The organism is Paenibacillus sp. DCT19, assembly GCF_003268635.1.
Taxonomy (GTDB): Bacteria; Bacillota; Bacilli; order Paenibacillales; family Paenibacillaceae; genus Paenibacillus.
Genome location: NZ_CP029639.1, coordinates 6,065,797 through 6,092,479 on the forward strand (window position 1 = coordinate 6,065,797; position 26,683 = coordinate 6,092,479).

The following is a 26,683-nucleotide window of genomic DNA, read 5'->3' on the forward strand; positions in this document are numbered from 1 at the left end:
GTACTGATGGTCATGTTCATTTTTCTGTTCCCGCTTGTACTAACGCTAATTCCCATACTCATACTTAGCTTGTACTGACAGTCATGCTCATACACCTATTTCTGCTTCTTATGCTCATTGCCATACCCGTGCTTATTTTTACACTTGTGCTGACGCTAAAAGTCTCGCCTATACCTATGCTCAGACTATTCCTAAACTAGTCCCCTCCCCCCTTAAAAAACTAAAAAGGCACCCTTCATCATGATTGACCATGACATAGGATGCCCCTTCTCTATCTTATAACTTGTCTGCTCACCAACATGCTGATGAACAGACACTTATTTCATCCACTAACCTTATGCTTTTGGCAGTTGGAATGAGCTTTTGAGTGATACCACGCGGTTAAATACCGGGCGACCTGGCTCGGAATGCTTCGGATCTACGCTGAAGTAGCCGTGACGGAAGAACTGGAATTTATCTTGAGGCTGCGCCTCTTTCATCTCCTGTTCTACGTATCCGTGAACAATCTCAAGCGAATTCGGGTTCAGTTGATCCAGGAATGTTTTCTCCGGTTGCTCTTCCACAACCTCAGCTTCAGCCCCAGCTACGACTACTTCTGGTTCGCTGTCTGCTTCCGGTGCTTCAGCCGAGATCAATGGCTCGTACAGACGGAATTCCGCAGGTACAGCTTGGCTCGCTTCCACCCAGTGGATCGTTCCTTTTACTTTACGACCTGTAAATCCGCTGCCGCTCTTCGTCTCCACATCATACGTACAATGGATCTCCACTACATTACCTTCTGCATCTTTGATCACATCGTTACATTTGATAAAGTAAGCGTGCTTCAGACGAACCTCGTTGCCAGGGAACAAACGGAAATATTTATTCGGCGGATTCTCCATAAAGTCATCTTGCTCAATATAAATCTCACGGGAGAACGGAATTTGACGGTTACCCATCTCTGGATTCTCCACATTGTTCTCAGCCTCAAGCCACTCCACTTGACCCTCAGGGTAGTTCGTAATCACGACCTTGAGTGGGTGTAGAACTGCCATCGTACGCGGAGCTTTCAGTTTCAAATCTTCCCGTACAAAGTGCTCTAGCGTTTGAATATCGATAACCCCTTGGCTCTTGGAAATGCCTGTCTCAAATACGAAATCACGAATGGCTTCTGGCGTATAGCCTCGGCGGCGTAGGCCGGAGATTGTTGGCATACGTGGATCATCCCATCCATCTACATGACCTTCGTCGACGAGCAGCTTCAGCTTCCGTTTACTAGTCACCATCTGAGACAGATTCAAGCGACCGAACTCGTATTGATGTGGTTTACTCTCCATCTCGCACTCCGCGATGACCCAATCATAGAATGGACGTTGATCCTCAAACTCCAGGGAACAGAGGGAGTGCGTCACACCTTCAATAGCGTCTTCGAACGGGTGTGCAAAAGCATACATCGGGTAGATGCACCATTTGTCACCTGTGTTGTGATGGTGTGCATGTGAAATCCGGTAGATTACTGGATCACGCAAGTTGATGTTTGGCGAAGCCATATCAATCTTGGCGCGCAGCACTTTCTCTCCGTTCTTGAATTCGCCTGCACGCATACGTGTGAATAGATCAAGATTCTCTTCTACCGAACGATCACGGTACGGACTGTTCTTGCCTGGCTCCGTCAGCGTTCCGCGCATTTGACGAATTTCGTCGGCGCTTTGGTCGTCAACGTAAGCTTTTCCTTTTTGGATCAACAAGACCGCACGATTGTACATCTCATCGAAATAATCCGAGGCAAAACGTTTCTCGTTCCACTCATATCCGAGCCATTTCACGTCTTCCTGGATAGATTGTACATATTCTACGTCTTCCTTAACCGGGTTCGTGTCATCAAAGCGCAGATTCGTCTTGCCGCCAAACTCGCCGCCCAGCGCAAAGTTAATCCAAATTGCTTTGGCATGTCCGATATGCAGATAACCGTTCGGTTCCGGAGGAAAACGGGTAATAACTTCCTGGACTTTTCCAGACCGGAGATCTTCGGTGATGATATTTTTGATAAAGTTAGGTGGGGTGGTACGATTGTCCACAGCTATCAAACCTTTCATAAATGGATTGGAGCTTCAGGAATTGCAGCAATTCCGCTATCATCCTTTGGATATACGAAGACAGAAACCAGAGCATGTTGCTTTCTGGAAAGTTTCGTACGCGTTTCATTTAAATATACCTTTAACGGAGGATGAGTTCAATAAAGAACGGCACCAAAGTCAGGATCAAACGCATTCAAGATAGGCCTATAACCATTTTGACGGGTGCGCACGAATCATGTAGCATGATAATAAAACCAAATTTTAAGGGAGGGTTTCCCAATTGAACACGCTAAAACTGACCAAAGAACAGCAGGATGACGCCATACGCACCATCCAGTCGTATTTCGAAGAGGAACGCGGCGAAGAACTGGGCGATTTGGCAGCTTGGGGTGTACTGGATCTATTCATGACCCAGCTCGCTCCCTACATATATAATCAGGCCATCTCTGATGCACGCACCACCGCGAATCAACGTATGGCCTCGCTGGAAGAGGATCTGTTTGCGTTAGAACGCAAATTGCCCCCTAAGTCCCGTTAAACCCTAAATTGACTAAGAAAGAAGGTTGCACTCATGTTTACCTATTCATTGGATGAATATACTGAACTACGCCCTCTCTCGATGGAGCACACGAAACCATTATTTGAACTTACAGATCGTTCACGGGATCAATTAAGACACTGGCTACCATGGGTGGATCATGTGACCGAAATCGAGCATACCTCAAATTTTATTACCAATGCCTTGAAGCAAGGTGCTGAAAATGGTGGATTTACCGCAGGTGTATGGTTAAAAGGTGAGCTTGCAGGCATCATTGGCTTCCATGAAATTAATTGGACGAATCGCTCCGTAAGTATTGGATACTGGCTTGGAAAAGGTTACGAGGGGCAAGGATTGATGACCAGTGCGTGCCGGGTGCTCGTAGATTATGCGCTAGTAACATTGGACCTGAACCGAGTGGAGATTCGTTCGGCAACCAATAACAAACGCAGCCGAGCTATTCCAGAGCGGCTTGGATTCGTGCTGGAGGGCGTCATTCGCCAAGCAGAGAAGCTGCCTAAAGGCTACGTGAACCACGCTGTATATGGCATGTTACAGCATGAGTGGGAACTTCTGCGCTAAATTAGTACATACGAATCCATTTCATAGTTCCTCTGCTTCTATACAAAATTATGACATGGATGAAACCAACATTTAAACTACACCTAGACTGCAAAATATGATCTACAACTCAATGAACCCCCTCTATTCGACATATCGACTATAGAGGGGTTTCACTATTAAACTTTTGATTATGCATTCCCATTATATCTAACGTCTGACTCAGACCTATACTAGAGTGCTCGTACCATACCTCCGTCAACCACGAGGGAAGCTCCTGTAATATACGTATTGGCACCAGATAGAAGGAACACGACGGCCTTAGCAAACTCCTCCGGTTGTCCGTAGCGCCCCAATGGTATTTCCTTACGGAATTGCTCGCCCACTTCTTCAATACTGATTCCGTTCTGCTCTGCCCGCGCAGCATCCAGATCACGTATTCGATCCGTGCCAATTCGTCCCGGGGATACGGTGTTAATTAAAATGCCATACGGCGCTAATTCCTGTGATAACGACTTCGCCATACCAAATACACCTGTACGGAAGGTGTTCGATAGAATTAGCCCTGGAATCGGCTGCTTCACTGAGGTAGAGGCGATGTTTACGATATGGCCGCCGCTCTCCTTCATATAGGGAAGAACGCCACGGATTACCCTTACATAGCTGAGTACATTTAATTCAAATGCATGCTCCCAATCTTCATCTGTCAGCGATTCAAACGTACCTGAGGGCGGCCCGCCTGAGTTATTCACCAGAATATCGATCCGACCAAATAACTCACCTGTCTTGCGGATCAGAGCTTCGATATCTTCCTTACGCGTCACGTCGGTTACACAAAATTCAACTCGTCCGCCGCCGCCAGCCGCAAGCAGTTCTTCCTTAACTGCCATCAGCTTCTCCTCGTTCCGGCTTGCAAGCATCACATCCGCGCCTTCTGCTGCCAATTGAGCTGCCACCGCTTTGCCTAGTCCTTGACTCGACGCGAGTACAAGTGCCTTCTTCCCTTGAAGTCCCATATCCATCGTTATTCCTCCTTCACGCTTATGCTTCGATAAAATAACTCATCAGAATGTCGTCTACATATTTCCCGTCAATATAAAATTCAGACACTAATCTACCTTCTGTTAAGAAGCCACATTGTGTATAAAAAGCGATAGCCCCCGGATTACTCGATAACACGCGTAACCGCAGCTTCCTAATTCCCTGCTCACGCGCATGCTGCTTCATCGCATCCATCAACGCTGTCGCAATCCCACAGCGGCGATCATGGGGATGAACTGCAATATTAATCTCATACACATGTTGATTAACAGGCATTGCTGTCGCTGGGTGGAAACCAACGTAACCACATACGCGTTCTCCCTGTACGGCGAGTAACTGAGACCCCGGAGGACAGTGCTGTAGATATTGCTGTCTGGATCGCCATTGAAACGGTGCAGGTGAAGTGTTTTTGTCCCACACCAGCGCATCCAAATCCATCAGTTGACGCGTATCTTGGATCTCGGATGGTCGAATCGTATAGGTATGGCTTGTTAACATAATCGCGCAACCTTTCATGCAATAATATATCGCTGCGAATTGCAGCGTTCCCATAGAGATAAGTTTGTTCGTTTCACGGTCTAGTCTTGCAACTCATCCCATACGGCGATGTCCCACGAATAGATAGAGGAATGTTGAAGACTACGTTGTTCTATATTGTAGCATAGCCTCAGACTGGACTAAAATTTTGCAAATGCACAAAACTACTGAACTGGAACGAAAAGTCGCCGCACTCTACTCCCTCCAGAGTTAGATGACATACCCTAATCTAAAAGTAACGCTTAACCTTAACGTAACGTCATGGTTTATACTGAAAGTACAAGGAGGTGCAGCAGGATGAACATCAAGGAGGCAGCAGACAGGCTTGGTATATCTGCGAGGGCGATTCGTTTTTATGAGGAAAAAGGATTGATATCTCCTGTGAAACAAACAGACAACGGATACCGAAGTTACACAGAGAATGATATATGGCGCTTACAGACCATTGTCGCGCTCCGTGAGATCGGCATGTCGCTTGAGGACATCGCGCACGCCATCGGAGAGATCGACCAAGGTAATCAACAACGGCTGGAAGAATACTTGGAGCTGCAACAAGCCGTCATGTACGCTCAGTGGATCGAACTCAAACGTATGCTGGATACCACCCAGCGCATGATTGATCTGAATCGTCAGGAGGGGCCACTGGATGTCAGTCACCTGCATGTGCTTGCAGACAGCTCACGCCGCTTGCGTGAAGCGAGGCAGAACTGGCATGACCGCTGGAACTACGACACGCAGGCCGCCATCCATGACGAGAGAGTGCAGGTGGCGGACAGCGTCAGTAATGGACAAGCCAATTCAGAGGGCAAGCATCATTCGAATTATGCCCCGCCTATAAGCGATGAGCATGAAGTTCCACACCCACATCATAATGCAGATACAGATCATTCCATGTTAAGCGACTCCAATAATACGGTACAGTCTTCCTTTTATCTGTATCACAACTATGACGAAGCGCTCGAACAGACGGCTCGTTGGATTTCTCCCGCCCTTGGAGAGAAAGGACTTGATATTGGTACAGGAACGGGTAATCTGGCTGGGAAACTGCTACAGCACGGCACTGACATGACAGCCATCGATCAATCACGGGAGATGCTGCGTACCTGTCGTAACAAGTATCCGGAGATGCATGTGAAGCTCGGCAATTTTCTGGCACTGCCTTTTGAGGGAGATTCCTTTGATTTTGTTGTATCCAGCTTCGCCTTTCACCATCTAAGCCCCGACCAGCAGCTACTGGCACTGGAGGAAATGCAGCGGGTGTTAACCTCGCGGGGACGTATCTGCCTTACTGACCTTATGTTCACAGATGTTGACCACCGGAATGCATTTACGGATCAAGTTAAGCACACTGGACAGGAAGAATGGCTACGCGCTGTTCGAGAGCGGCACTTCCCCCTACTGGGTGAACTGTGCGGTTGGCTGGAGAGCCATGGGTATGTGACGAAGCATATCCGGTACAATGAGCTGTTGCACACTGTGCTGGCCGTCCCACTGCGATAGGCAGCGGAAAATCTCATTAAGTTCGATTGGATTTCCATCCTCATATATAAAGAAAAGAAGCCCCCCTTGTAAATGGACAAACTTACTTCCACTGATCAAGGTAGAGCTTCTTTTTAGTGTATAGGGGACAGAAGAGAGTACCAACAAGATTGTGTATTATTTGCCTCTCTCCTGATTACACATTACATATAAATATCAATAACTGTACGCTCAGCAGCACCACGTGCTTGTTTGAACGTCTCCTGCGAGATGCAGACACCGCCCTGACGATAACGGTTAATCGTGCTTTCCGCATGGATCTCCTGGCCATTCACCGTCACACGGTTAACTGCACCTGTACTCAAGTGGTAGATAAATGTCACCGACTCACCCGCATACTCGAATTCGAACTGCATACCATCCAGCTCTGCTGGCAATACAGGGTCAATGACCAGATCTCCACCCTCCTGACGGATGCCAAGTGCGTTCGAGATCAGTTGGTTCATGTAGATTCCAGGGCCGCTGGAGTAGATTCTCCATCCACCCTTCACCTGTACAGTTCCTTTACGCAACTGGTCAAAATGTTCCTGCGCTTCATAGCGTGTGTTGAATTTACCGTCAGAACTACTGAAGTAGGCGTTCGCTTGGCGGATCTCCGCATTTGGCACAACCTCATTGATACCGATCGGGTTGATCATCGCCAGACCATTCCATACCTGATCCGTCTTGCCCAGCTTCGCCATGGCTTCCACGTAACGGATATGCGCATGCACATACTGCAGACCAATCTCACGTCCGAAGTTGGACGCCTGCTCGGCCCGTTTGAAGTGACTGCTCACACCGCCAGCATATTGAGCCGGACGATTCATCAGACGTACGCCATCCGGGCATAGGAATTGCTCACGGATCAGGGCATAGTGTGATTCAGCCTGCTCCGCATTCAGCAATTCACCAATCATGCTGCGCGTCATAGGCAACAGACGATACTGAATACCTGTTTCTGTATCTGTTGGATGCAGCATCAACTTCGCTTGATCCGCTTCCTCCATGTACACAAACCCCGGAATTACATCTGTACCTAACATGTAACGGTTAAAGTCCTCACGAATGCCTTGTGCCAGCACTTCAAGCTCCTGTGCAAATTCCGCATCCTTAGATTGCAGCGCTTGGGAGAGCACGTTCACGGATTGATAAGTTAGGGCAACTGTCCAGCTGCTCACCATATATTGCTTGAGCTGTGCATTCGCCGGCTGGAGCGTATCATCCCAGTCGCCATCCCCGTAGGAAGATAAAAATGTATCGTGCAGGAAGTTGGCACGGATATATTCAATTTCTTTTTTGGCATGATCCAGCACCGTTGCTGTCTTTTCTGTAAATCCGAAGCTATGCTTAACGGTATACGGCACCTTCTCATCCAGAATCCCATAATCGCGAGTCGCTGTCAGATAGTCTGCAAGTACTTTGAGCGGCCATACGATAATATCACCATGACTCTCTTCCTGTTGAATGGCAAAATATTTATCAAACATGAACCACTGAGGCCAGTTACCATCATCTTCATATTGGTGGGTATAGACCATTTTGATGATATCGGCTACCTGCTCATATTTTTGCGTTGCCATGAAATACTCAACAGGTCCTTGGCATACATCCCGCGTACCCCATGCTGCTCCGCCGTATTGCTCCAATCCGTGAGGCACAGAGTAGTGAACTAGCATATTGTGCGTGTACCACCATGCCAGTGCATTAACTTTAAATAGATCCTCTGCATTCTGACCTTCACCGCGTGATAAGCGGAACCCATTCATAACACCCGCGAAAAATTCACGATACGCCTGAACTTCTTCTTCAAACGTCAGGCTTGAATCAAGCGTTGCTGCCGAATCCTCTGCTTGACCTTCAAGTATTCCTTGGATCGTTAGCGTCCACTCAGCACTTTCCTCCAGACTGAGTGTAACTAGAGATGCACTACCACTACGTACACCGCTTGCCAGCAAGGATTCGTCGTCCACCTTAAAAGCAGTTCCTTCCACCGTCATTCGATATTGCAAGTCAGGATATGTTCCTGCACTAATCGCCTGGGAGTCTGCTATGAAGATCAACGTATTGCCATCCTGCTCCATATGTAGCGGATACTCATATTCATTCACATTCATCGTCACTTGGCTCGTTACCAGATAGCGGTATGCCTGACCACTCGTTGAACGCACATCCATACGTACTTCGGTTGTATTTGTACCCGTGTAGTTTGTAATGATGAATGTGTCCGATTCGGTTTTGTACATCCAGCGTACATAGTTGAAACCTATTTCGAAGAGCGATGGCATGGTCAGCAAACGATAGACTCCATCCAGCTCCACGTAGATTCGTTGTCCTGCTGTCTTAGGTACGTTCAGGGCGTTGCGGGCATTGCTTATCATTTTATTAAAATTCGTATTCCCAATGACAAGCTGGGAGTTGAAAATACCGTACATGTATGATGTTGTCGTGATCACCTGTGCTCCGAGCTTCACATTGCCACCGCTCATCAGAATATGACCATGCGGACGTTCTACGAGCAACTCTTTTGCCTTCAAGACAATATGCTCGTAACTACCTGTGAAGAAGGATAACAGGGAGTCTCCGCTGCGCTCTTCCTGATGCCGTTCAGGGAACAAGTGATTAATCTCTTCTTCCGTCAGATCAACCGTCACCAGCGGCTCACCAAGGCGTGCAGACCGTTTCACTTGCTCCAACGTTTCGCCATGCTGAACAGAATCTGCTTGAACTTTATTCCAAGCTGCCGCTACTTCATCCCCAAATTCCAGGGCAGAGATGCCTGTGGGATGATCTGGCTTCGCGAGTCCGTAGAAAACAACTTGTGCTTCTCCATCCAGTTTCAAGGCTTCCGACTGTAGCGCCGTGTAGGCGAATTCGTACTGATATGTCTCATTAGCGAGCATTGGGTGACTCAAGCCCTCAGGCTTATTGGTTTCTTTGTAAGACAGACCGAAGAACTGGAATCCGTCCGTAGAGTAGCCTACCGCTTTGGTTAGTGATCCTTGCTGCATATAGGGAAATGCGCCGCCTTGAGGCTGATTCTGACGGGAACATACAACATACCCTTTGGTTGCATCTTCAAATACGGTGTGATCGATATATTGTGACAGATACGCCTCATTGCTCCGTACTGCACCTGGATCGGCAAGACCTACGTCTTGTCCGTACACGACATCCACATGATCGTGTTGTCCGTGAAGCTTCACATCCCAGAACCAGATCCCTTGCGCAGTAGCCGTAAACACAACCTGATAACCAATCTCTTGCTCTTTGCCATCCAATGTTACTGTACCTTCCCAGATTAGCTGGTTGCTTGGCAAGGACTTACTTTTTACGACTTTGCTATTGGAGTGTGCTCCGAGCAATGGAACAGCATGAATGTTGCTACCCTCAAACACCCGTAGGTACAGGTTATTCAGTGACCCATCAATCGGGTTGCTAAGCAACTGGTTCAGCATCGTTGTGCCAGAAGTCGCCTGATACAGATCTCCACTATTCAAAAAGGTAAATGTCAGTTCCCCGGCAGTCAGCCGGATCGATTCATTAGTCATCGTTGTCATCTAATCCACTCCTTGATGTAATATAAACTCAAATTCGAAACGTTTCGAATTGTCTGAAAAAGAATAGGGATTCCCTAAGGATCGAGCATGTTAAGCCTAATCCCGACGATGAACCCCTTTATTCACTGCGCACTTGTGAATCATTTTTAGCCATATCTTGCTTATATGTTCCAAAGCCACGCCATTACGAGCATTTACCGCCGATTGTTAGGCAGGCTTTATGGGTTGTGTGTCATTACTTGATTGAACAGACCGCACGGAACGTCGTACCACCATATCAATTGTTAACGTATATGATGGATTCACAGCTTCACCGTTCAGCATCTGGAATAACAGATGTCCTGCCAATGATCCCGCTTCATGCTTAGGCTGACGGATTGTTGTAAGCGGAGGATGCACGTATTCCGACAGCTGAATATCATCGAAACCAACAACTGAAATGTCATTCGGAACGGATATGCCGCTTTCCTCGAATGCCTTCAAACCACCAATCGCCATCTCATCATTACCATAAAAAACAGCCGATGGAAGCTCGCCTTGTAGCATCATCATTTTGGTTGCACTATATCCACCTTCACGCACAAAACTACCACTCAGCTTCCACTTCGAACGTTCCTCAAGCCCAGCTTCCTGGATAGCTCTAAGATATCCTTGATATCTCAGGGCATTGTCATACGAGTTGGACGGTCCACTGATGTAGGCAATGGTGCGATGCCCTTCCTGGATCAGATGGCGCGTAGCAAGATAGCCACCCTGTTCCCCGTCCACCAGGACATTCACCAGATGATCCCCTGAAAGGTGGCGATCCATCACAATGATCGGAAAACGTGATCCTGCTGATTCTACCAAAATATCATCATGGATGTTATGTGCAAGTATAATCGCACCATCTACCCTTTTTTCACGCAAAAATCGAACGGCCGTGGAATCACGCTCACCCATAGAGCTGCACGCAATCAGATCATATCCGTTAGCGAGCGCTACATCTTGCACACTCCGAATCAGTTCCGAATAATACGGACCAGACAAGTCCGTCAAAATCAAAGCGATCGTATTCGTCCGGCTCCGCTTCAGGTCCATGGCAAAGCCATTTTTGCGGTAATTCAGTTCACGTGCTGCTTCAAGCACCTTACTCTTCGTTTTCGCACTCACCTTGCTATCCCCATTTAACGCATAGGAAGCTGTCGAGAGCGCTACGCCTGCTAGCTTTGCCACATCCTTAATCGTCGCCATTCTACGTTCGCTCCTTCTACCTTGACCAAGTTTCTCTTATTAGCTACATTTTATACTGTAATGGGTTGTGACAACCACTATAACTAATATAATTCTACGGTTGTGGGGTACTTTGGCACTAATAGGATGTGCTTCAATATCAATTCGAAACGTTTCGAACACTCTCCAAAAAAATGCCACATCATTGCTTCAAAAACCCTCTACTACTAAGCTTAACAAGATATTTATTATCATTCTATCAACATTATATTATACGTATAAATATCATTTATCTTGCTTTTCCAAATACAGAAAACCGTTAATTACGCTTATAAACAGCAGATTGAAACGTTTCGACATTTTCATTATAGTCTGAGTTGGTAGCGATTTCAACCTCTTTTTCCAATTTTAATTGAATTAAATGTTTCCACATGTTGCCGTCCACTTCGCTTCGTTATAGGTTATACTGCTTATTAACTCAGACGATCAAAGGAGATCATTGTTTATGCGCAATTCGGAGCACGGCTTCTATAGCAAGACGCCACCTGCATCTGTTCCTCTGCATGAAATCTGTTCCATACCCTCTGCTATGTACAAATTTCGGTATCTTGTAAAGATCCACGATCAAGAAGCTCTCTCTCGAACGGATCAATTATGGAGCGAGCTGCACACCATCTATGTTGTGACTGCCGGCCAAGCCAGACTAAGCACTGCGAACGAACATTTTACAGTAGATACAGGCTCAGTCATTGTTCGGCGAGCAGGAACTAACCTTCAACATGAGCGTAAACGTGGCTCATTATCTCCGCTACAGGGTTTTGCTATCGCCTTTGAACCGCTGGAACAAGAAGTAGATACCTGGCCGTTTGGTTCGGTCACGTCCTTAACAAGCCATAGTATGACTGACTTCATATATGATTTGGCTCAAACCTGCATGACTCCAGAGGCTCACAATTCTTTTAAAGTACATATGTTGTTCTATCAATTACTCGCAACATTACAGGAACAAGTCGGGCACATTTCACAGGAGAATCATTCTTGGCTGGATCTTACGATCAAACGTATTCATGACATGTATACACACCCTCTCTCCCGGGAGCAATTAGCACGAGAGTTCAGTATCAGCCCAGAGCATTTCTCCCGAGAGTTCAAAAAAAGGACGGGACTTACGTTTGTCGAGTATATTACTCGACTTCGCATTCGGATTGCGCAAGAACATCTTCTGCTCTCGAATCCTTCTCTACAGGAGCTGGCAGAACTGACAGGATATCGCGATACGTTTTATTTGAGCCGCAAATTCAAACAGATCGTTGGTTCTGCGCCGACACTTTACCGGAAAAAGCCGAAGAAAATTATCTCACTTACGTTCAATTATACCGCGTCGTTGATTGCATTAGGTCAGATCCCCCATATGGGTGCTGTTGCTAGCTGGATGAAGGATCGCTTACAAGAACAAGGGATGGATCAATTTGAACAGCGGGGCGAGCATGAATTTATTCACAATCTGGAGCTCATAGCAGATGCCGATCCGGATCTCATTGTCGGTTATGCACCACATGCCAATCTAGACAAGCTACGGCAGATTGCACCTACAATCCTGCTGCCTTTTGAGGAACTCGACTGGCAAGAACAATTGCTAAGACTCGGACGAATAACCGGGCTTGAGGCTAACGCCAGACAATGGTTAACCCATTACGATACACTTCAACAAGAAGCCAACCTTACGTTAGATCGTTGCCTGGGGACTGCACGTGGAACAGCCGTATGCATCTTCTGGAATGAGGAGAGCGGAGCCTATATCTACGGTCAAGGCTGGGGAAGAGCTTCATATGTGCTGTATCAATCGCTTGGTTTCTCTCCTCCTGCTCACATGAAAAGAGAGGGGCACTTACTCACGGGATATGCACATGTCCCTTTATCCGAGGTTCATCTGTATGCGGCAGATTATATCTTCATGTCGTATCCCTCCGAACTAACCCAGCGTGAAGCCGTCGATCACTTACTTCATCAGGCGTGTTGGAGCAATCTGGAGGCCCTTCGGAACAATCGAGTCTACACCATTAGTGATGACATGTTCTATGGATTCGATCCGATCTCTATGATTGAGCAACTGAAACATATCACGCATCAGTTAACATCACATTTGTCCATGGATCAATGATCATAGCCGTCCATGTACAAATGAGAACTCTTCCTCTATCTTATTAATGAGAATAATAATCATTATTGATTATAAACAGGGGGATATAGACTATGTTTGTCGCAAAAAAACGCTTTGCTGCACTATTCATCATGCTTGCCATCTTAATGGTGTTAGCTGCCTGTGGTAGCAGTACAGATACATCCAGCACCACGGAACAAACAACCGCCGGGGTTGAAGCAACGGATGGCTCCGCACAAACAAAAGCAGCAGATACGTCATCCAATTCCGAGGGTACATCCAATGCTACACGCATATATGCGTCCGCAGAGGGGGATGTCGAAATCCCTGCTGAGCCCCAGCGGATTGTTACCGATATATACGTAAGTGATCTCCTTGCATTAGGAATGAAGCCTGTGGGTGCCGTGAAATACTATCTGGAGAATCCTTATTACGCCGATCAGGTTCAAGGAATTGCCGATATTGGTGATCGTGGAACGGTATCATTGGAGAAGATTATTGCGCTTAATCCAGATCTGATTATCACTGCTTCTAAACAACCAGAAGAGGTTGAGAAATTTAAGAAGATCGCCACGACTGTCGTGATCACCCATGGCACGTTCGCTGATGTACATGAAGAGATTCGTGGATTCGGTGAGCTGCTGGACAGAGCAGATGAAGCCGAAGCTTGGCTGAAAACATACGACGAACGTATTACAGCTGCGCGCGACAAAGTTAAACAGGTGATAAAACCGGAAGAAACCTTCTCCATCCTGGAAGCAACAGAAAAAGGGTATTATGGTTACGGGGATAACTTTGGCCGAGGTGGACAAGCAATCTATCGTGCCCTAGCGCTAGCACCGCTTGAGATCACCAAGCAGGAACTTATGGGGGACACACAGTGGAAAGAAATCTCGCGTGAAGTCATCGGTGAGTATGCAGGAGACCATATCCTGCTGACGGTAGATGAGAGCAATGCGGGTTATGAAGGAGATGCCATCTGGAAGTCCCTTCCGGCGGTAAAAAACAATCAAGTCTATGAATTGCAAGAAGACCGCTACTGGTACTTTGATCCGATTGCGATCCAAGGCCAAGCCGAGGAATTCGCCGACATGATCGTGGAGCGGGCAGAGCAGAACCGCAAATAATACGTATTTGCCTACTGCCTACCTCTCTCTCGCTACTCTTCAATACAAATGAACAAACAAGACGCTCCAGGCAGGTTCAACCTGCTTGGGCGTCTTGTTTTATAGCATAGCCTTTTTTATTTCATTTCAGGTATCCTTTGGATTTCCAATATCGCTTCGCAAAGGATTCAACACCGTAGGGCAGTTCCCCAGTCAATAAATCCTCATTGGCCTGAATGAGCTCTTTGCGTCCACGTTCCAGCAATTGAACGGCATGCAGTAATTGGGAGCCACCCGCATAATGAAGTTCAAGCAACACCGGCTCATCCTCATCCTCGTCCTCCTGAGCCGAGTATTCAATCAGCACAATTTCCGTGCCGTCCGCATGCTGATGCAGCGTAAAGAAGTATTTCTCGACCTGCGTCTCCCCTTGTGCATCCGTATACTCTCTACCAATCCGCAGCATAGCTGGCTGGGGAACATCATCACACAATTGACCTGCTTGTCGAAATGCAAAGTAGAAGTCTCCAATCCACAGCCCGTGCCGATCATCATCATAATAATCGTCATAGGGCTCCACGATCGGCAGAGCTAATAAATCACGAATAAGCTGCGGCGAAATCAAGGTGCGAGCATACTGATAATTCGATACAGACTGCAACAACGTGTTCCATCCATTTATGCTCAACTGTTGAATATCCGCAGGTGAGTTCTCTGAGAATTCGCTCCATTCAGAGTTCTCTCCGTTCACATAACGATATGCGCCTGAGAGCATCCAGACAGAATTACCCGCATGTTCAGCATCTTCATCAGGAGTGCCCGAGGCTTGGTCTGCTGGTTCTACTTTAAGCAACAATGCACAGCCATGTTCGCCCTGAAAATACAAGCTTCGGAAGTAACCCTCCGTATACTCATCCCCATAGACGGATGCTCGGCAAAACTGTTCACCAAGCCAAAACTCATAGCTGTTCAGCAACTCATCATCCTCCCTTACAGGCAATAATGAAGGATGCGTAAGACATTGTATGTTTGCAGCGCTAACTCGATGATCTTCGAACCAATCCGGTACATTCGGCTCTATTCCAGCGGCCTGAATATACTCTCGATGGATGATAGGTTGTCCTTGCTGCAGCCGCTTTAACATCTCTTCTCGCCATGGAAACGGCTCTTCTGTATCTTCGTCAATGACACACTCAGGAACAAATAACTCCAACATGTTGAAGCCCTGCCATGGTCCGAGATCCTCCCACTCTTCAACCTGACGCTTCACCTTCCGTTGTCCCTGAACCTGTATTCCATATTGCTCTGTACTTACCAGCAACCCACCTTCTACGTTGCCTTTCACCGTCAATTCTCCATGGCTATAATCTCCCCAGAACATATCCTCCACAACAAGATTACCTGTAATATATATTTCCTGCCCTCCCACGAGCATATAAGGCGTTGTAAGATCACCAAGCACAACCAGGTTGGAAGCGGCCGCGTCGGATTCTGTGTTTCCAATATAACGATCAACTGTCAGATTTCCCTCAACCATAATTAAAAAAGGCCCCTCATCGAGTAACAGCTCACTGAGATGAAGATCACCCGAATGCAGCCATACTTCCTCGGCATCGAATTCACCGTCATGCGATTCATTCTGTGTATACATCCAGCTTTCGTGAGGCAACCTCGTTTTGATATCTGCAAATGTAACCTTTTGACCCATGTGATGTATGGACATGTCCTGACACTCCTCATCGGTTGATATATGGATAACATCTTCCAAACTTCTAATCTTCGAAACTCCGAATCTATTGGCAGCATGACTACCCAGTTTAATTATACTAGAGGAAATATCCACCATTCCATAACAAAAACCCTCATCCATGCAGAATGAGGGTTAAACTATATAAATTGAAAGATAAAGAGTAGTAACACTCGCCACTCTGATGACAGAATGACCTTATCATTATTAGAATGCTAGGTCTCACTTCTCGTCAAAATGGCGTTGGCACGTTCACGAAATTGCTGCGCTGCATCGTCCGCCGTTAACTTGCCAAATAACAGCAGATCATACAGCTCACGCAGCACGGCAGTGACTTCGGAGCTACCTACAGGATCAGGAGCATCCATTGGACTGCTATGGTCTGCGACCCAATCTATATAATCGAATACTTGTGCTTGCTCCGGTTCAACGATCCTTCTCATCTGCTCCCGCACACTGGAAGAAACCGGCACACCACGCTCCCCTTTGAGCAGCAGATTGGCATCTAGATCATTGACGAAAAAGCTAATAAACTTCGCTGCCTCTTCCTTCTGTCTGGAATTACCCGCGATGGAGAAGAACATGCCTGGCTTCAGAAACAGCCCATCTGAGTTATTAGGCCCCGGCATTGGGGCAATAGACAACGGCTTCCCATAACGCTCTGTTGTACTGATGAATTGGTTGGAGTACCCCCAGCTAAACAGCGCCTCACCTAAATAAAACGGATCATTGTCCGGCTTACCGATATCTGAGGTCCAGATGTCTGGGGCAAAGATGAGTTTATCCTGCGCGAGTCGTTGCATCAGTCCAAAATATTCCACAAATAATTCGTCATTCTCATAACCGAGACGTGTCCCATCCTCCGCGTACAGCTTAGCACCATGCTGCCTCAAATAATACGCGAAAAACTGCTCTGGAGTAAGATAGGTGCCCAGATAGATGCCCCGTCCTTGGATGTGCTTGCCCATCTGATCAAAATCGTCCCAAGTCCATGCATCTGTCGGGAATTCAATGCCGTTCGCCTGCAACACTTCCGGATCATAGATACTCATCAGCGCATTAACGCCTAGGCTCAGTCCATAAACTTTGCCGTCTATACTGCCACTATCCAACTGCTGTTTGTCCACGTCCTTCGTATCCAGTAATCCACGTTGCGCATACGGAGATAGATCCTCCAATAGCTGTAGTGAGCTATATTGAGCCAAATACGAAATGTCCATCTGGATAATATCTGGAAGTGCGTTTCCCGCGGCCAGTGGGGCCATCTTCCTCCAATATTCGTTGAAGCTGCTGTATTCGTACTCAATGTTCACATGCGGATTCAATTGTTCGTATTGATGGATGACCTCAATCGTGGCATTGTTACGGAATTCTCCGCCCCACCAGGCAATACGTAGCGTAATAGGTTCTTCTTCAATCACCATACCAGGCCTTTGAGCAAATTGGGGCACACAACCGAGCAGAGCTGCCGTCAGGCAGATGATGCCTATTGTTCGCAGTAATCTTCCCACAGCTTCTCCTCCTTCGGCAGCGGTAAGGGAACCGTGACCTTGGTTCCGCACCCCGGCTTGCTCTCCAGCCTGATGTCATGATCGTCGCCGAAGGCTAGACGCAGCCGCTCTCTGATGTTCATCAGACCAATTCCTGTACCTCGGGTCTCCACTTCACCGCGAAGCACCTTCTCCACGAATTCCGGTTCCATGCCTGGCCCGTGATCTTCAACGACAAGCAACAGCTTCCCTTCCGACAGCTCCGCATACACACGAATCTGACAGGCGCCCACTTGCGGCTCCAGCCCGTATTGGATCGCGTTCTCCAATATCGGCTGTAACGTCAACTTGGGAATAGCGCACCCTAGGTAAGGCTGTGGTACATGCAGGTGGAAATCCAGTCGATGCTGAAAACGATACTTCTGAATCGTAACGTAATGATTGACGATCTCCAGCTCTTCTGCCAAGGTGATGACATTCTGCTTGAAGCTGATCGATGTGCGTAGTAAATAGCCGAGTGACAGCACCATACTGGAGATCTGTTCCTGCTTATGCTTTTTGGCAAGCCAATGGATAGAATCCAAGGCATTATACAGAAAATGCGGATTAATCTGAGCCTGCAACGCCTTGAACTCCGTTTCCTTAATGACCAGTTGGCTTGCATAATTTTCTTTAATCAGTGTATTGATGTGGGTGATCATCAACCGATATGTACGGTGCAATAACCCGATCTCATCCATGTGATGATGCGTTGGCACGGTTAGATTGGCATGATCGATATTGTCGAGATCGCCATACTGGACCTCTTTCATCTGTCCGATGAGCTGTCTAATCGGCCTCGTTAAGCTGCGTGCAAATACCATCCCAAGCGTTAGTACGATGACAATGGCTATGACATAAACGACGATTAACGCATTTTTCAGCCATATGATTCGCTCAAAAATCTCGTGATAGGAGGCCATGTTATAGTAGACCCAGCCGGTGTAGGACGATTTCTTTTGCGCTAGAAATACTGCCCTTCCATCCAGGTTTTTGATCTCATATCCCCCACTGCCCGGTAAAGGCTTCAGCCCTTCGGATACCGTGTTCTGGAGCTGTCGATATGGATAAACGACGTCGTCCCCTGCCTTCAGCACAATATCGCTATTCTGGCTGTCCAATCCTGCGTATTCCTTCACGAGACGTTCGATGTTAATCCGCAGAAACAAAATGCCGACAGGCTTGAGCGTCATCGGATCGTAGGCTCGTACCTGTCGAACCATAACCAGCATCGGGTCATCATCGTCTGGATACAGCCACCTGACAGCACCATTTGCATGCTCAGCAGCTGCAATCATACGATCGTACTTTTCCTCAGATACGGTTATTGTCTCGCCATACTTATTCACTCTTCCCTGCGAATCAATTAAATGAACGGACTGCACGTAACGTGCAGCCCCGCTAATGTGTTCCCATAGTCGATCTGTAATCTTTTTACGCTCAATAAAACTGGAATATGCCGTGTCATCCTCTAACAGAGATTTTAGCGCCCGCTGGATTTGCATATCGGAAATCATATTCAGTGATAACGCTTCCAACTTCTGCAATTCAAGATCAACCGTAGAGGACGAGAGATTCAGCAGCCGAGAGGATTTATCGAATAACTGTTTATCATAAACGGAATACGTATAATACAAGGAACTGAAAGCCAGCGTGATAATAAATGCCATCATGAACATGATCATCAGGAACATTTTCATTTTGATACTTAGTTTGCGGTAGGCTATCATGACACAAGCGCTCCTTTGATCCACGTGATTTTACTAGTGCGTGTTGAAGAACCTCTACTAGATATATCACATGCAGGAAAATTCTCCTATATCTTTTTAGCGCCCCGCTCATTTAGCAGCATTCAACGCTTGGATGATCCATGATCCTTCCGTTTTGTTCGCGCACAAATGTTGATTCGTCTATATAGCTTCAACTAAAGAAGGTTTACACTTACCACTCCGATGACAGAATAACCTTCCGATCGCTGTTATCCCCAGATTTTTTTGATTCCCTTCTCCAAAGGGAAAATCCGGTGATAAAGGCGAACGCTCCGCTTCTTCACGTTATTTCTGTCCTCTCCGTTCTCGTGTAAAAAGTTTAGTTGAACTTATATAACATATGAGGCGTAACCAACATTTCTTGCCTATTATTTCGCCTTATACCGATCATACGCAGCTTGATGAATCTCGATGGCGCGGTCAATGCCCATGCTTTTGATCGTTTCAGCCATCGTGTCAAATTCCGTGATTGGCTTCTGTCCGCTAATGATTGCGGTCATCGTCTCATTCAGATACGTATTCACCTGGCTCATAATGGACGTGCTTGTGCTGACCTCATCGGAGGACAAACGAATTGGCGGAAGTGTCAGTGCCGAGCTTGCTTTCATCCATTCCTCATTCGCTGCACGTTGCCCTTCATCAAACAAGAGTGCATCCAGATAGCGGCTGTCTTGGTTGATCGGGCCATCCATAATGGATAGTGCATATGAAGCCAGCGCCTGGTCATACGTCAAACCTTTTGGATTATCTACAATGACATCCGTGAATTTGACGCCATCTCCTTCTTTTACATAACTGTCATTCTCAATCCCGAAGTTGAACAGATCACTGCCCTCTTCACTGTAGTTATAGTCCATCCACTGAACGATATATTTCAGTTTATCTTCATCTGCCGAAGACGTAATGGCTTCACCATAACTGAGCACCTTCGCTTCCATGTTAAACGTCGCATAAGAGGTACCATCTGGCGACTGCGGCCATGGTGCACCTGTCACATCGAAGTTCGGATCAGTATCTCTCATGAGGTTAAAATATTTCCCCATACCGCTGAATACCCCGCCCTGATAAGCACCTGCCAAATTATTCGTAACTTTGTAGTCGAACGCTTTACCATCATTCGTCATAATCTCAGGGTCAATCAGACCTTCCTTATACCACTTCGCCATAGTCTCCAGGAAATCGCGGTATCCCGGTTGGATCGGGCCAAACTCGACCTTGTCTCCATTCATCTGGAAGCCGCCAATCACACCAAAGGCTGGAGAAAAGTCATGCAGCTTGGTCAGGTTACCTGGTCCCCAGTTACCTGTGAAGGGTAATTCATCCTGTTTCCCGTTGCCATTCGGATCTTGCTCCTTGAATGCCTTAAGCACGGTATACCACTCATCAATATTCGTCGGGGCTTGCAGGTTCAACTTATCGAGCCAGTCTTGGCGGATAATCAAACCAGAAGTTGCGTTCAGCTTGAGTGCATCCAGCTTGAGCAGTGGGAACATATAGATGGTTCCATCATCCAGGGCAATCTGCTTCTTCACATCCGGATCAGATTCGATGATGCGTTTCAGGTTAGGTGCATAGCTATCGATCAGCTCGTTCAAACGGATGATCCGGCCATCCTTGATCATTTTCTCCGGTCCGCCAACGGCGTCAGCCCAGTTGTAATAGATCACGTCAGGTAATTCTTTGGTAGAGATGAGCAGGTTAAATTGATCCCGCTGTTGTCCGAGTGGAGGATGCGTGAACTTCGCCTCGATCCCCGTTCTCTTCGCCTTTTCCTTGTAGGATGCCATATCTGCAAAATTGTTCAGTGAAGCCGTGAGCTTCGCATCATTGGCGCGCCAATAATCAATCGTGAAGGGTTCGCTCGTAATTGGTAGCGGAATCTCAGTCAAGGCTTGAACCGCAGGCTTCGTCCCTTCTTCAGGCTCTGTAGCACTTGGCTCACTAGCTCCTCCAGTACATCCGGCCAATAAAGACATGGTGAGCAGAGATGACAGTAGAATAGACCCCATTCTTTTTTTCACGTAATTCGCCTCCAAGATTTTAATTTATTGTTTCACAGCGCCGATTAAGGCACCCTGAACAAAATAGCGTTGGATAAACGGATACACCAGCATAATCGGAAGTGTCGAGATAATAATGGTGGCATATTTAATGTTCTCACCTATTGCAAAGCCTGTGTCCACGCCTGCCCCCATCGCTTCCGTGCTGCTGCTAATTAAGATATCGCGCATAATAATCTGGATCGGGTACAGTTCTTGACTCCGTAGATAGAGCATCGGCCCAACGTAGTCATTCCAGTGATCCACGGCGTAGTACAGCATCATGACCGCTAGAATCGGCTTCGATAAAGGAAGCACAATGCGGAATAAAATCAAGAAATCATTGGCGCCATCCAGCTTCGCGGATTCGATCAGGCTGATCGGGATGCCTTCGAAGTTTGTTTTCATAATGAGAAAATAGAATGTGCTGATCGCTCCAGGGATAATCAGGGCAAAGCGCGTGTCCACCATCCCCAGATTCTGAATGAGCAGGAAGGTCGGAATCATACCTCCACCAAAAAACATCGTGAATGTAATCAGCTTCATCAGCGTTTTTCTACCCAGCAGATCACTACGAGATAACCCATATGCCGCGAGTGAGGTCATCAGCAAGTTGATTGCTGTTCCCACCACCACGTAGAAGAGTGTATTCATATAGCCTGTGTAGATACGGGTATCCTGAAATACCGCTTTGTACGCTTCCAACTGAAAGCCTTCCGGCCAGAGCATGAGTGAGCGGGAACGTAACATCTGATCCGGGTCACTAATCGAAGAGTTGAACACGTACAGCATCGGGTAGAAACACAGGATCATGACCACCAAGAGCAGCAGCGTATTAAATGCATCAAAGATATGTTCACCTGTAGACCTCTTCATCGCTTCACCTTCCAATTACCAGAGACTGGTTGAGTTGAGCTTTCTGCTGATTGCATTTGCAGCGATAAGCAGCGCAAAGTTAATGACTCCGTTAAACAGCCCTATAGCTGTTGAATACGTATAATTGCCTTCCAAAATACCGGAGCGGTACACAAAGGTTGATATGACATCCGATGTCTCATAGGTTGGTGCGGTTTGCATGAGCAATATTTTCTGGAAATCGGCATTCATCACTGCACCCATCCGTAGAATAAGCATGATCACGATGGTTGGCATGATGCCAGGTAGTGTAATATGGAGCAATTGGCGCCAGCGATTCGCACCGTCGATCTTGGCGGCTTCATACAACTGGGGATCAATGCCGCTAAGTGCTGCCAAGAAGATGATGGACGCCCAGCCTGCTCCCTGCCAGATATTCGATAGAATGTACAGCGGACGGAACATATCCTTCTCTGCCAGGAACATCAGCGGCTGTAGATCGAAGAATCCACGAATGACGTTGAACAACCCGCCGTCCAAGGATGAGAACGTTTTCAACATTCCGACCACGACAACGACCGAAATAAAATGCGGCATGTAGCTGACCGTTTGCACCGTGCTTCTGAACCATTTCTTACGTACTTCATTCAAGAGTAAGGCAAGTATAATTGGAGCTGGAAAGCCGAATACAATACTGTAAAAACTCAAGATCAATGTGTTCTTAATGAGTCTCCAGAAGTAATAACTTTCGAAGAACATGGTAAAATTGTCAAAACCAACCCATTCCCCTGCCAATATGCCTTTGACCGGACTATACGATTCCTGAAATGCCATCAGGAGCCCATACATTGGCCCATAGCTAAAAATCAGATAATAGGCGACGACAGGAAGCAGCATGAGATATACATACCTGTTACGAACAAGTTCCTTTTTCACAAAGCCCCATTTGCCAGCTGGCTTCAAATGTCCCGGCTCCATCACCGGACTTCGCTTCAGCTCCATCCACTGTACCTCCAATTCTGATGTGGAAATCCTCTATAGGTTCGTGTTCAAAAAGAACGGTTTTCAGTACCGAGAAGATGGGATGAAGATAGAAATGGAGTAGCGGAGCGTAGGCAAACCTACGTGAGCAGCGGACATTTCGGCTGAATCCCATATTCGATGCTGAGATGCCTTCAGGCATCCTTCGTAATCAAAAGCGGACTTTTTGAGCAACCTCTACAGGTATAATGATAGGCCTTGGGTGGGTCTTCTTCCCATGCTCATTTCCGAGATATGGATGTTCAAAACCGTGTTCTACAAGTTCGTATGTAAAAAGTACGGTTTTCAGCAGCCAGAAACTAAGGACGGACAACAAAAAACCTGCTGTCAATGAAGACAGTCAGGGTATGGCTTTCTTATATTCGGATGGAGAGAAGCCTGTATATTTCTTGAACACTTTGCTGAAGTAAGGCCAGTTCGATCCAAAGCCTGTATACTCTGCGAGCAAGGACACTGTATAATTGCCATCCTGCTCCAGTAGCTCTAATGCTTTTTGTATCCGGTAGGTGAGGACGTAATTGGTGAATTTCTCGCCCGTCTCTTTCTTAAACATCTTGCCAATGTAATCGGGATTCATGTAGATCTCTCCGGCAATGGACTGGAGTGTTAACGTTTCATCCTGATAGCGTTTCTGTACAAGCTGCTTCACCTGGTGCACCATCTGAGACTGCCTGGAACGCTGCTGTTCATAACGGCGAAGGGTAATCTGTTTGGCGACGGTCAGCAGAAATTGCTGGAAGGAATGTAACGTACTCGTCTCGATCATATAGGGCAGTCGGTCCATATAATGTTTCATATCTGTGGCTCCGCTAAGCCGAATAATCTCCATAAATATTTGGATAAGGTATGATTTGGTCTGGGAAATATCGTAACGAAGATCAACGAGCAGTTGGAATATCCGATTCAGTTCCGCTCCCGCATCCTGCCAGTGTCCTGCTTGAATTGCGGTGACAAGCCTTCCCTGATCATATTCAAACTCAGGCACATCCCGCTCCTCTATTGCGGCAACATCCCGTTCCATAATAAGGCTGCCCTCTCCAAGGTAAAAGCGATGATTCAGGTACGCAATCGTTCGCATGTATAATTGACGCGTCTGTGGTAGTTCACCCGGCTCACTCAGCGCCATCGTCAGATCATAGCGATAATATCGGGTAAAGGTAGCTCGAATCTCATCAATATTCCGAAATAGCTGCACTTCTGACATCGTATCTTCCATCATGACAAGCAGATGCCCTCTAACCGTTGTACTTAATATGGGATTATGAAAAATATCCTCTGCGATGTTCTTAACAGCGAACAAGTGCAGATACTCATGCTCGCCCTCAATCTCGACCAGTAACAGGCGTACACGCTGACCGAGAAATTGCACACTAAATAGCTCGCCAAAATACTTCCATTCCTTCACGCCATACGTCTTGTTGGTGACTAATTCCTTCAGAAAATACTCCTTCGCATGTGGCAGCACTCGCTCTAAATTGTATTGAATGGCCTGCACAAAGTGCTCATGATCTGTAAGCTCCCGTTTCTCACTGACCAGCTCGCCAATTGCCTGTACCAGACTCTCCTCACTGCAAGGTTTAAGCAGGTAATGCTTCACCCCATATTGCATGGCAGTCTTCGCATACTCAAATTCGGTAAAGCCTGTGAGCATAATAAACGAGATATCCCGATACTTCTCCGCCACCGCTTCAACAAGTTGCAGCCCATCCATACCTGGCATACGAATATCCGAAATAATAATGTCAGGCCGTTGCCGTTCGATTGAAGCAAGCGCTTCCAATCCATCGTGAGCAATACCGATGAGCTCAGTACCCAGTAGGGACCAATTCACGACACTGGAAATTCCGTCAGAGATCAGAAATTCATCATCAACCAACAAGACCTTGTACATGTAGAATATCCCCCTGATTGTTAACTGCTTTTTTTATTCTATTATATGAGCATTATGCATAAATATGGGGGTTCGTTCCGAATGACAGTGTTCGTGTTATATGAGCCTGTGTTGTGAACAGTTCTGGATGATGTGATTTTACATGAAGATTACAGAGACACTATCAAGCTCTTAATGTACTGATATAAAATGGATTAATTGTTATGAATGGATGTGAGGTTAATCAAAGTGAAATTAAAAGTTTTTCTGAAATACTTTCTGGGCTTTTTTGTTTTATGGAATGTGTCAATGGCGGTTCTGAGTATAATCCTACTGGGCAAGTCATTGGATGAAATTGATTATATGCTTAACGTGTTTGGAGCAATGATTTATAGTACACTCGTCGCAATTTCAAAGGCACGAAATGAATGAAGAAACAGCCTTCCCTCGTTAGAAGAGGAGAGGCTGTTTATGTTCATTCGAATATGCCCTTTTGTCTGACTACACTTATAGTTTTACCGCATGGATATAATGTACCGACTCAAATGCCGATAGATCATCCGTCCGATTTGAGAAAAATCGCTCTTGAATACCCACTGGAGAGAGATGCTCATAAATGAGTAGACCTGCCTCAGCCAGCAGCTTCTCCATCTCCGCATATGTGTAGCACGCTTGGATCGGCTCCCCGCCTACTGCAGCCATATGAATCATATTTTGCACACGATTAGAGATCCCCTTCTCTTCAAACAGATGCTCATCTGGATAATCAAATACAATAGAGCTTCCCGAAGGTACGACAGCGAATATACGCCGAAGCAAGTTAGACAAGTTCTCTTTGGTCAAGTAATAGGATACGCCAAGCAAGCTGAAGAAGGTTTTATGATGATCCCTAAATCCAGCATTTATCATAGCCTGAACAGACAGTGGAAGCGTGAAATCCATAGGTATAAAAGTGAGATTACCGGGAACATTCCAATTCGCTTGTGCCAACCGACTCTGCTTAGATTCCTGTGTGGCTGGGGTATCCAACTCAAAGATGCGAAGCGTGTTACTTAGCTCCCTATGCCTAAACGCAAACGTGTCCAAACCAGCCCCAAGAATAACATACTGCGTAGCTCCGAGTGTCACCTCATGAAGTAGAACCTGCTCACAATAGGCTGCACGAGCCAGTGGTGTAGGGGCAAGCTGTACATGAACAATCCATTTCAAGATCGCATCTGGATCATCCTTCATTTTAGATGCCTTTCCTGCATCAAAAAATGACATCCCTTGAATCATATTATTCCGGATCTCTGAATGCTCCTGAGGTGATATCAATTCCTTAGCCAGACTATCATTGAAAATGTAAGGTACATCATACTGACTGTGATACGCTCGACTAAACGCTGACACTAATGAAGTTATACTTGCCTGTCCGTGCTTCATCTCGTGTTCCTCCCACAAAAAAATAAGATTCCCCCTGGCCAGGAGAATCTTATTATATACGGGATATTTATATATGTAAATTATAGCATATAAATAAATTTTTGTCAATCATTTATT

The 26,683-nt window shown here is 46.5% G+C and carries 18 protein-coding genes; 5 read left to right on the top strand and 13 right to left on the bottom strand.

What is annotated here, in order from left to right; all coding sequences use genetic code 11:
• Nucleotides 1-335 precede the first annotated feature (335 nt).
• A complete protein-coding gene (locus DMB88_RS27555; protein ID WP_128103845.1) occupies nt 336-2,075 on the bottom strand; it encodes a glutamine--tRNA ligase/YqeY domain fusion protein in 1,740 nt (579 codons plus the stop codon).
• 262 nt (nt 2,076-2,337) lie between these two features.
• Here DMB88_RS27555 and DMB88_RS27560 point away from each other — a divergent pair, with 262 nt between their 5' ends.
• Both DMB88_RS27560 and DMB88_RS27565 read left to right on the top strand, forming a co-directional pair.
• Entirely contained in the window at nt 2,338-2,595 is a 258-nt protein-coding gene (locus DMB88_RS27560; protein WP_128103846.1) for a DUF2164 domain-containing protein, read from the top strand.
• Between the two features lie 33 nt (nt 2,596-2,628).
• On the top strand, nt 2,629-3,177 hold the full coding sequence (locus DMB88_RS27565; RefSeq protein ID WP_056702081.1) for a GNAT family N-acetyltransferase: 549 nt from the start codon (nt 2,629-2,631) through the stop codon (nt 3,175-3,177).
• A 212-nt stretch (nt 3,178-3,389) separates the two neighbouring features.
• On the opposite strand, the gene DMB88_RS27570 is transcribed toward DMB88_RS27565, so the two are convergent.
• Both DMB88_RS27570 and DMB88_RS27575 read right to left on the bottom strand, forming a co-directional pair.
• Nucleotides 3,390-4,178: an SDR family oxidoreductase gene (locus tag DMB88_RS27570; RefSeq protein WP_128103847.1), complete on the bottom strand. Its 789-nt coding sequence runs from the start codon at nt 4,176-4,178 to the stop codon at nt 3,390-3,392.
• Nucleotides 4,179-4,197: 19 nt separating this feature from the next.
• Nucleotides 4,198-4,695 carry a GNAT family N-acetyltransferase gene (locus tag DMB88_RS27575; protein WP_128103848.1) on the bottom strand — a complete coding sequence of 166 codons (498 nt, stop codon included), beginning with the start codon at nt 4,693-4,695 and terminating at the stop codon, nt 4,198-4,200.
• A 336-nt stretch (nt 4,696-5,031) separates the two neighbouring features.
• Here DMB88_RS27575 and DMB88_RS27580 point away from each other — a divergent pair, with 336 nt between their 5' ends.
• Nucleotides 5,032-6,234, top strand: a complete 1,203-nt coding sequence (locus tag DMB88_RS27580) for a methyltransferase domain-containing protein (RefSeq protein ID WP_164848803.1) — start codon at nt 5,032-5,034, stop codon at nt 6,232-6,234.
• Nucleotides 6,235-6,416: 182 nt separating this feature from the next.
• Here DMB88_RS27580 and DMB88_RS27585 read toward each other — a convergent pair whose 3' ends face one another.
• Both DMB88_RS27585 and DMB88_RS27590 read right to left on the bottom strand, forming a co-directional pair.
• Entirely contained in the window at nt 6,417-9,812 is a 3,396-nt protein-coding gene (locus DMB88_RS27585; RefSeq protein WP_128103850.1) for a GH36-type glycosyl hydrolase domain-containing protein, read from the bottom strand.
• 207 nt (nt 9,813-10,019) lie between these two features.
• Nucleotides 10,020-11,045 carry a LacI family DNA-binding transcriptional regulator gene (locus DMB88_RS27590; RefSeq protein ID WP_128103851.1) on the bottom strand — a complete coding sequence of 342 codons (1,026 nt, stop codon included), beginning with the start codon at nt 11,043-11,045 and terminating at the stop codon, nt 10,020-10,022.
• A 484-nt stretch (nt 11,046-11,529) separates the two neighbouring features.
• Between DMB88_RS27590 and DMB88_RS27595 the strand changes: the two genes are divergently transcribed.
• The gene (locus DMB88_RS27595; protein WP_128103852.1) at nt 11,530-13,185 is read left to right on the top strand and encodes an AraC family transcriptional regulator; all 1,656 of its coding nucleotides are present in this window, start codon (nt 11,530-11,532) and stop codon (nt 13,183-13,185) included.
• 92 nt (nt 13,186-13,277) lie between these two features.
• Nucleotides 13,278-14,312: an ABC transporter substrate-binding protein gene (locus tag DMB88_RS27600; RefSeq protein ID WP_128103853.1), complete on the top strand. Its 1,035-nt coding sequence runs from the start codon at nt 13,278-13,280 to the stop codon at nt 14,310-14,312.
• Between the two features lie 121 nt (nt 14,313-14,433).
• Here DMB88_RS27600 and DMB88_RS27605 read toward each other — a convergent pair whose 3' ends face one another.
• The 8 genes from DMB88_RS27605 to DMB88_RS27640 all read right to left on the bottom strand — a co-directional run bounded on the left by DMB88_RS27605 (nt 14,434) and on the right by DMB88_RS27640 (nt 26,566).
• Nucleotides 14,434-16,014, bottom strand: a complete 1,581-nt coding sequence (locus DMB88_RS27605; RefSeq protein WP_128103854.1) for a hypothetical protein — start codon at nt 16,012-16,014, stop codon at nt 14,434-14,436.
• 239 nt (nt 16,015-16,253) lie between these two features.
• Nucleotides 16,254-17,549, bottom strand: a complete 1,296-nt coding sequence (locus tag DMB88_RS27610) for an ABC transporter substrate-binding protein (RefSeq protein WP_251383380.1) — start codon at nt 17,547-17,549, stop codon at nt 16,254-16,256.
• The gene (locus DMB88_RS27615; protein ID WP_128103855.1) at nt 17,525-19,297 is read right to left on the bottom strand and encodes a sensor histidine kinase; all 1,773 of its coding nucleotides are present in this window, start codon (nt 19,295-19,297) and stop codon (nt 17,525-17,527) included. The genes DMB88_RS27610 and DMB88_RS27615 overlap by 25 nt, the downstream gene beginning before the upstream one ends.
• Nucleotides 19,298-19,704: 407 nt before the next feature.
• Nucleotides 19,705-21,357 (bottom strand): type 2 periplasmic-binding domain-containing protein, encoded by a 1,653-nt coding sequence (locus DMB88_RS27620; RefSeq protein ID WP_128103856.1) that lies wholly within the window; start codon nt 21,355-21,357, stop codon nt 19,705-19,707.
• A 24-nt stretch (nt 21,358-21,381) separates the two neighbouring features.
• On the bottom strand, nt 21,382-22,251 hold the full coding sequence (locus DMB88_RS27625) for a carbohydrate ABC transporter permease (protein WP_056702053.1): 870 nt from the start codon (nt 22,249-22,251) through the stop codon (nt 21,382-21,384).
• A 15-nt stretch (nt 22,252-22,266) separates the two neighbouring features.
• A complete protein-coding gene (locus DMB88_RS27630) occupies nt 22,267-23,208 on the bottom strand; it encodes an ABC transporter permease (RefSeq protein WP_251383546.1) in 942 nt (313 codons plus the stop codon).
• A gap of 403 nt (nt 23,209-23,611) precedes the next feature.
• A complete protein-coding gene (locus tag DMB88_RS27635) occupies nt 23,612-25,162 on the bottom strand; it encodes a response regulator (protein WP_128103858.1) in 1,551 nt (516 codons plus the stop codon).
• A 486-nt stretch (nt 25,163-25,648) separates the two neighbouring features.
• Nucleotides 25,649-26,566 carry a class I SAM-dependent methyltransferase gene (locus tag DMB88_RS27640; protein WP_128103859.1) on the bottom strand — a complete coding sequence of 306 codons (918 nt, stop codon included), beginning with the start codon at nt 26,564-26,566 and terminating at the stop codon, nt 25,649-25,651.
• Between the last annotated feature and the right edge of the window lie 117 nt (nt 26,567-26,683).